At 42.9% G+C, this 6,989-nt stretch carries 5 protein-coding genes and 3 pseudogenes; 6 read left to right on the top strand and 2 right to left on the bottom strand.

Annotated elements, in window-relative coordinates; translation table 11 throughout:
• The 5 genes and pseudogenes from Phpb_RS26515 to Phpb_RS25855 form a co-directional block, all read left to right on the top strand.
• A pseudogene (locus Phpb_RS26515) lies at nucleotides 1-167 on the top strand (Na+/H+ antiporter NhaC); the annotation flags it as partial.
• Nucleotides 154-379 (top strand): annotated as a pseudogene (locus Phpb_RS27490) (aminotransferase); the annotation flags it as partial. The pseudogenes Phpb_RS26515 and Phpb_RS27490, both read left to right, overlap by 14 nt.
• An 18-nt stretch (nucleotides 380-397) precedes the next feature.
• Nucleotides 398-1,852 carry a Na+/H+ antiporter NhaC gene (gene nhaC, locus Phpb_RS03675; RefSeq protein WP_065389210.1) on the top strand — a complete coding sequence of 485 codons (1,455 nt, stop codon included), beginning with the start codon at nucleotides 398-400 and terminating at the stop codon, nucleotides 1,850-1,852.
• Nucleotides 1,839-1,976: pseudogene (locus Phpb_RS27485) on the top strand (aminotransferase); the annotation flags it as partial. The gene nhaC and the pseudogene Phpb_RS27485, both read left to right, overlap by 14 nt.
• A 90-nt stretch (nucleotides 1,977-2,066) precedes the next feature.
• Nucleotides 2,067-2,219, top strand: coding sequence for a hypothetical protein (locus Phpb_RS25855; protein WP_165603266.1), 153 nt, complete (start codon nucleotides 2,067-2,069; stop codon nucleotides 2,217-2,219).
• A 372-nt stretch (nucleotides 2,220-2,591) separates the two neighbouring features.
• Here Phpb_RS25855 and Phpb_RS03670 read toward each other — a convergent pair whose 3' ends face one another.
• Both Phpb_RS03670 and metK read right to left on the bottom strand, forming a co-directional pair.
• A complete protein-coding gene (locus Phpb_RS03670; protein WP_065389209.1) occupies nucleotides 2,592-3,116 on the bottom strand; it encodes a SprT family zinc-dependent metalloprotease in 525 nt (174 codons plus the stop codon).
• A gap of 142 nt (nucleotides 3,117-3,258) precedes the next feature.
• Nucleotides 3,259-4,431: a methionine adenosyltransferase gene (gene metK / locus Phpb_RS03665; protein WP_036810890.1), complete on the bottom strand. Its 1,173-nt coding sequence runs from the start codon at nucleotides 4,429-4,431 to the stop codon at nucleotides 3,259-3,261.
• Between the two features lie 631 nt (nucleotides 4,432-5,062).
• On the opposite strand from metK, the gene speA reads away from it, so the two are divergent.
• Nucleotides 5,063-6,967, top strand: coding sequence for a biosynthetic arginine decarboxylase (gene speA / locus Phpb_RS03660; protein WP_065389208.1), 1,905 nt, complete (start codon nucleotides 5,063-5,065; stop codon nucleotides 6,965-6,967).
• Nucleotides 6,968-6,989 lie beyond the last annotated feature (22 nt).

Raw genomic sequence — 6,989 nt, 5'->3', positions numbered from 1 at the left:
TGGCGACTACATTGGGTGTCAGTACGCTTGAACTGCTACCTTGGGCTATCCAGTGCTATGCTGCCGTCTTCTTTGCTCTCATTTATGGTTTTACTGGTTTCGGTATCGCAAAAATCACGCCGGAAAACTCCTCAAATAAAAAGGAAATCCAAAGTGAAATTGCCTGATTTCAACCAGATAATCGAACGTTACAATACGAGCTCTGTTAAGTGGGATTTTTTAAATCGTCACTTGCATTTAAATAAGGCTGATCTGCTTCCAATGTGGGTGTCTGATTTCGATTTTCAATACCCAAAAGAAGTCCTGCAATCACTACTACCAGGCAGCAATAGACTGGTTTTCAAGACGTCATAAATTGACCTTATACCGTGATTGGTTCTTAAATTGGAGTTTTTATATGGATGATAAGAAAAAACTTAATCTGGGACTCGCTATACTGCCAATTGCAGCAATGCTCTTATTGTTGATTATTGGATATGGTCAACTGAATTTACGCATTGAATCCCTATTACTGATATCAGCAGGAATAGCAGCTATCCTAGCGTATTGGCAAGGCTATCGCTGGAATGACATTATCGATGCTATTGTGGCAAAGCTAGCTAAAGCGATGCCGGTGATGATGATACTGATTTGCGTCGGCGGGTTAATTGGGACCTGGATGTTCAGCGGAACTATACCTTACATGATGTATTGGGGGTTAAAACTGATTAGCCCTCAATACATACTGATTGCCGCTTTCTTTATTACGAGTGTTATCTCGGTTTGTACTGGTACGTCATGGGGATCAGCGGGAACAGTTGGTGTCGCTCTGATGGGAGTCGCCGCTGGTCTTGATGTATCTTTGGCTGCGGCAGCCGGAGCGGTTGTTTCAGGCGCATATTTCGGCGATAAAATTTCACCGTTATCTGACTCAACTAATTTTGCCGCCATCGTTGCCGATACTGATCTTTACAGTCATGTTCAACATTTGATGTATACCACTATTCCCGGTTTTGTTTTGGCCGCTATTGTTTATTTCATTGCTGGTCACACAAGCTTAACCGGTAACGTGGCAACACCTGAAAAAGTCTCAGAAATCGTGCAATCTCTTGAAAGCCTGTATCACTTCAATTTATGGTTGATTTTGCCACCGATACTGGTTTTGTGGGGAGCAATAACAAAACGTCCGGTGATACCCGTCATGCTTGCGGCCTGTGCATTGGCTATTGTACTTGGCATAGGTTTCCAAGGGCTCACCCTTAAACAGGGCCTTAATGTGTTGATAGATGGTTTCAATCTTTCTATGTTCTCTGATCAGGGACATGACATCACTGGAGTCGTTAGCGATGTCTCCTGTCTGCTCAATCGGGGTGGTATGTCATCAATGATGAGTACTATCCTGCTTGCGTTCTGTGCATTTGCGTTCGCCGGTGCTTTAGCACTCACTGGCGCTTTGACCATCATCATTAACTGGCTTCTACAAGTTGTTCACACAACCGGGCAACTTATCGCTGCAACCTTGGTAACAACTATTCTGGTAACGGGCGCAACCTGCAACGGAAAGTTGGCTCTCCTCATCCCGGCGGAGCTGTTTAAAGGGGCTTATCGTCGCATGGGACTGGATAATAAAAATCTGTCACGAACAATAGAAGACGGCTGTACCGTCATAGAGCCGTTGATCCCTTGGACTGCTGCCGGTATTTACATGGCGACTACATTGGGTGTCAGTACGCTTGAACTGCTACCTTGGGCTATCCAGTGCTATGCTGCCGTCTTCTTTGCTCTCATTTATGGCTTTACTGGTTTCGGTATCGCAAAAATCACTCCGGAAAACTCCTTAAATAAAAAGGAAATTCAAAGTGAAATTGCCTGATTTCAACCGGATAATCGATCGTTACAATACAAGCTCTGTTAAGTGGGATTTTTTAAATCGTCACTTGCACTTAAATAAGACTGACCTGCTGCCAATGTGGGTGTCTGATTTCGATTTTCAATGCCAAAAAGAAGTCCTGCAATCACTACTACCAGTCAGCAATAGACTGGTTTTCAAGACATCATAAATTGACCTTATACCGTGATTGTTTTATATGGATGATAAGAAAAAACTTAATCTGGGACTCGCTATACTGCCAATTGCAGTAATGCTCTTACTGTTAATTATTGGATATGGTCAACTGAATTTACGCATCGAATCCCTATTACTGATATCAGCAGGAATAGCAGCAATAGCCCTGCTTTAATCCTATTATCATACCGGCAGCTTTCCTCAAGACAGCAGAAAAGTTTCAGGTATTTAGTATCTTCTCATTAACTTTTTTCGAGAAGTTTATTTTAATTCATTTAGAATATCTGCTTGGCTATATTTTGCAAGGATCACAATTTAAAACGGTGGCAATGAGTTGTTCACCCTTAGGACATTGGCGATGCAGTGCATTATATTCCCCAAAATTAGATAATTTAAATCATGAGTTCATCAAGGTCTGAGTCATGTATTTTACTGAGCTCAGACTATTTAATTTCTACTTGATTCGTAAGCGTGCGGAGAAAAAGGGTAACCGTGTTATGGTCAAGAGAATTTGGGATGTTGGTTCATATATTATTGTTATAAATCTTTATAAATTAGGGTTGAGAGAATCTATTGATTTAACAATAAGCTTTTCTCCGCATTTTTGACAGATATAATGACTTTCTCCTCGCAGAATTTTATTATGGCGTCTTAGCGTGAGTTCATGTTGCTGGCAACTACAGTAATAAGTAAAAGTTTGACTACGTACTGAATCGATTTTAAATTTGTGTGTACGGTTAGCTGGAACGTTCAGTACTGCTTCCATCATCCAACGCCACTGTTTCCCATGTGGCGGCACTTTCCCAAAGTAGCGATAAACCAATAGATGAGCTAATTCGTGAGGCACAACTTCATCAATAAAAGCTTGTTGGTTTTCAATCAATAACACTGGATTAAGGCGGATTTCCCAATTTTCTATATAGGCGCTGCCTGCGGTAGTTCCTCGCTGGCGATAATTTATTGTAGGTTCAGGGAAATCACGGTTGAGATATGAATTTGCCTGTAGCAGTTTTTGCCGCAAAGCATTGATAACGGCTTGTTGTAAGGGAATTGGAATGCTAGCTGATTTCATGTATTGAAAATAAATAGGTAAGGATTAGTGGATTTTATTAGAAATCCTTGAACAACCGATAGTAATATTTTTAGGGTTTCTTCGGTCGTCAGCTAATGTTAAAAAAGCCTGGCTTAGTTATCCAAACCGGGCTTTTATATTTTTACATATTCATCGCTGATAGCTTCAAACCCGCAGCATCACGCAATGCTTCTGCTTTATCAGTAGCTTCCCACGGGAACTGTGGACGACCAAAATGACCATAAGCGGCAGTATCACGATAGATTGGGTGTAATAGATCCAGCATCTGAATTAAACCATAAGGACGTAGATCAAAGAATTCACGTACCAGTAGAGTCAGAGTTGCTGTTGAAACTTTTTCAGTACCGAATGTTTCCACCATGATGGACGTGGGTTCTGCAACGCCGATAGCGTAAGAAACTTGAATTTCACAACGATCAGCCAGACCAGCGGCAACAATATTTTTTGCTACATAGCGTGCTGCATAAGCCGCTGAACGGTCAACTTTGGATGGATCTTTACCAGAGAATGCTCCACCACCATGACGCGCCATGCCACCGTAAGTATCTACGATAATTTTACGGCCAGTTAGACCGCAGTCACCCATTGGGCCGCCAATGACAAAACGACCGGTTGGGTTAATGAAATATTTGGTTGTTGGATTTAACCATTCAGCAGGCAGAACCGGCTTGATGATCTCTTCCATGACAGCTTCTTGCAGATCTTTCTGGCTAATATTTTCAGCATGCTGTGTGGAAAGTACAACCGCGTCAACGCCGACAATTTTGTCGTTATTGTATTGGAACGTGACTTGGCTTTTAGCATCGGGACGTAACCAAGGCAGTACACCATTTTTTCGAACTTCGGCTTGACGTTGAACCAGGCGGTGTGCATAGGTGATAGGCGCGGGCATGAGTACGTCAGTTTCGTTGGTTGCATAACCAAACATTAGACCTTGGTCGCCAGCACCTTGTTGCAGGGGATCTTCACGGTCAACACCTTGGTTAATATCCGGTGACTGTTTACCAATGGCGCTTAATACTGCACATGAGTTCGCATCAAAACCCATTTCAGAATTAACATAACCAATCTCTCGAACTGTTTGTCGCGTAATTTCTTCAATATCAACCCAAGCGCTGGTGGTAATTTCACCACCAACCATGACCATGCCGGTTTTAACATAGGTTTCGCAGGCAACTCGTGCTTTTGGATCTTGTTCCAGGATAGCATCAAGAACGGCATCAGATATTTGGTCTGCAATTTTATCAGGATGCCCTTCGGAAACAGATTCGGAAGTGAAAAGGTATGTGGTCATTATATAACGTTACCTTAAAGTATAATTTCAGTTTGGAAATGGATGGATTAACATCTAGATGGCTATTTTAGGGTAATTCTTATCCATGTGCTAGATTTTTTTAGTTCAGTGAGTAATTTTCATCGGGTGAATAATAATTTCTTGGTTTATATGTCAGTTTCTGTCAATTTCATTTTGCAATTTTATGTAATTGCGAGTATAAACAGCGGCCGTAGTTGAATGATTTGTGCTACAGACTCGCAGAAAGCTAAACAGCTTCTGTTTCTCAATCGAGAAATGGCTCCTTAGATATGAGTCATGTGTGGGGGTGAATGGGGTAATGAACCATTATCTGCTGATTGCAAATGGCCAACAGCCACACTTGTCGTCGGATGTATCCGCGTCTTTTTCCTTTCTTTTCAATATGTCTTTAGTTCGATGTTATCTGTTGTCTGCAAACAGGCCGGATATGTCGGACAGGCGTATTGTCACTCGGTAATTTTGTCATTGTTTAGTAGTAACTAAACGCTTATTTACAACTTGAGAGCATGCTTTTCCCTGATATTTCTCAACACGCGAGAGTATAGTGTTTGGGTTTATTTATTAATTACAGGCGAAGGTGAAAAACTCTAACTCCCTTAAGGAGACTGCCATGAATGATAATATCGCTCGTAAAATGCAACAGACTTACAATATTGCATATTGGGGAGGGAGTTACTACTACGTCAATGATCTTGGCAATGTTAGTGTGTGTCCAAATCCTGATTTGCCGGGGGCAAAGATTGATCTTGCGGAATTGGTGAAAAGAGTTCAGCAGGAGCAGAAGAATTTGCGCTTGCCGGCGCTATTTTGTTTCCCTCAAATCCTGCAACATCGTTTGCGTTCAATCAACGCTGCATTTAAACGTGCTAGGGAGTCATATGGTTATAAAGGCGATTACTTTTTAGTTTATCCCATTAAAGTTAACCAACAACGCCGCGTTATTGAATCACTGGCCAGTTCCGGCGAACCTTTAGGGCTTGAGGCTGGCTCCAAAGCAGAGCTAATGGCGGTGCTAGCGCATGCGGGTATGACTCGTACCGTTATCGTGTGTAATGGATATAAAGATCGTGAATATATTCGTCTGGCGCTAATAGGTGAAAAGTTAGGTCACAAGGTTTATTTGGTGATCGAAAAAATGTCTGAGATTGCCCAAGTATTGGAGGAGGCTGAACGATTGAATGTGATCCCTCGCTTGGGAGTCCGTGCACGTTTGGCATCTCAGGGGTCAGGCAAATGGCAGGCCAGCGGCGGTGAAAAATCGAAGTTTGGGCTGGCGGCGACTCAGGTATTGCAATTGGTTGAGACTTTACGCGCAGTGGATCGACTTGATAGTCTGCAATTGTTGCATTTTCACCTTGGCTCGCAGTTGGCGAATATCCGTGATATTGCAACAGGCGTCCGTGAATCAGCGCGTTTTTATGTCGAATTACATAAACTCGGGGTAAATATTCAATGTTTTGATGTTGGTGGTGGATTAGGTGTCGATTATGAAGGGACCCGTTCTCAATCTGATTGTTCTGTGAACTATGGGTTGAATGAATATGCCAACAATGTCATTTGGGGTATTGGTGATGCTTGTGATGAGCATGGTTTGCCCCATCCGACAGTTATCACAGAATCCGGTCGTGCCCTGACTGCTCATCATACTGTCTTGGTATCCAATGTTATCGGGGTTGAGCGTAATGAATTTACGCAGACGACGCCACCAGCGGAGGATGCTTCCCGTCCGCTCGCTAGTTTGTGGGAAACGTGGCAGGAGATGCACTCGGAAGGAAATAGACGCTCTTTACGTGAATCGTTGCATGATGGGCAGCTCGATCTGCATGATGTTCATACACAATATGCTCATGGCATGCTGGATTTGACGGAACGAGCATGGGCGGAAGAGTTATATCTAAATATCTGTCGCCGTATTCAGCAAGATCTTGATCCAAGCAACCGTGCTCACCGGCCGATTATTGATGAGCTGCAAGAGCGTATGGCAGACAAATTCTATGTGAATTTCTCACTGTTCCAGTCTATGCCTGATGCATGGGGTATCGACCAGTTGTTTCCTGTTTTACCCATTGAGGGGCTGGATAAGCCGTTGGATCGCCGTGCGGTGTTGTTAGATATCACCTGTGACTCCGATGGTATTATTGATCATTATGTGGATGGTGATGGTGTAGCGGCGACAATGCCGATGCCCGCTTATGATCCTGATTGTCCGCCAATGATTGGTTTCTTTATGGTGGGAGCGTATCAGGAAATTCTTGGTAATATGCATAACCTGTTTGGCGATACAGCGGCTATTGATGTTTATGTATTTGATAATGGCGAAGTGACCTATAACCAAAGTGAAGAGGGGGATTCAGTCGCTGATATGCTGCAATATGTGAAACTGGACCCTAACGTACTGATGGCCCGTTTCCGTGATCAAGTAAAAGGCACGGATTTGGATACAGGTTTGCAAGAGCAATTTTTACTGGAATTTGAAAGTGGTCTTTACGGCTACACATATCTGGAAGATGAATAATCTTCTGGTGTTAATTAAGCCT

Origin of the sequence: Photorhabdus namnaonensis (assembly GCF_001684335.1) — a bacterium.
Lineage (GTDB): Bacteria > Pseudomonadota > Gammaproteobacteria > Enterobacterales > Enterobacteriaceae > Photorhabdus > Photorhabdus namnaonensis.
The sequence above is the reverse complement of the archived record's forward strand: the minus strand, read 5'-3'. Positions and strand labels throughout refer to the sequence as shown.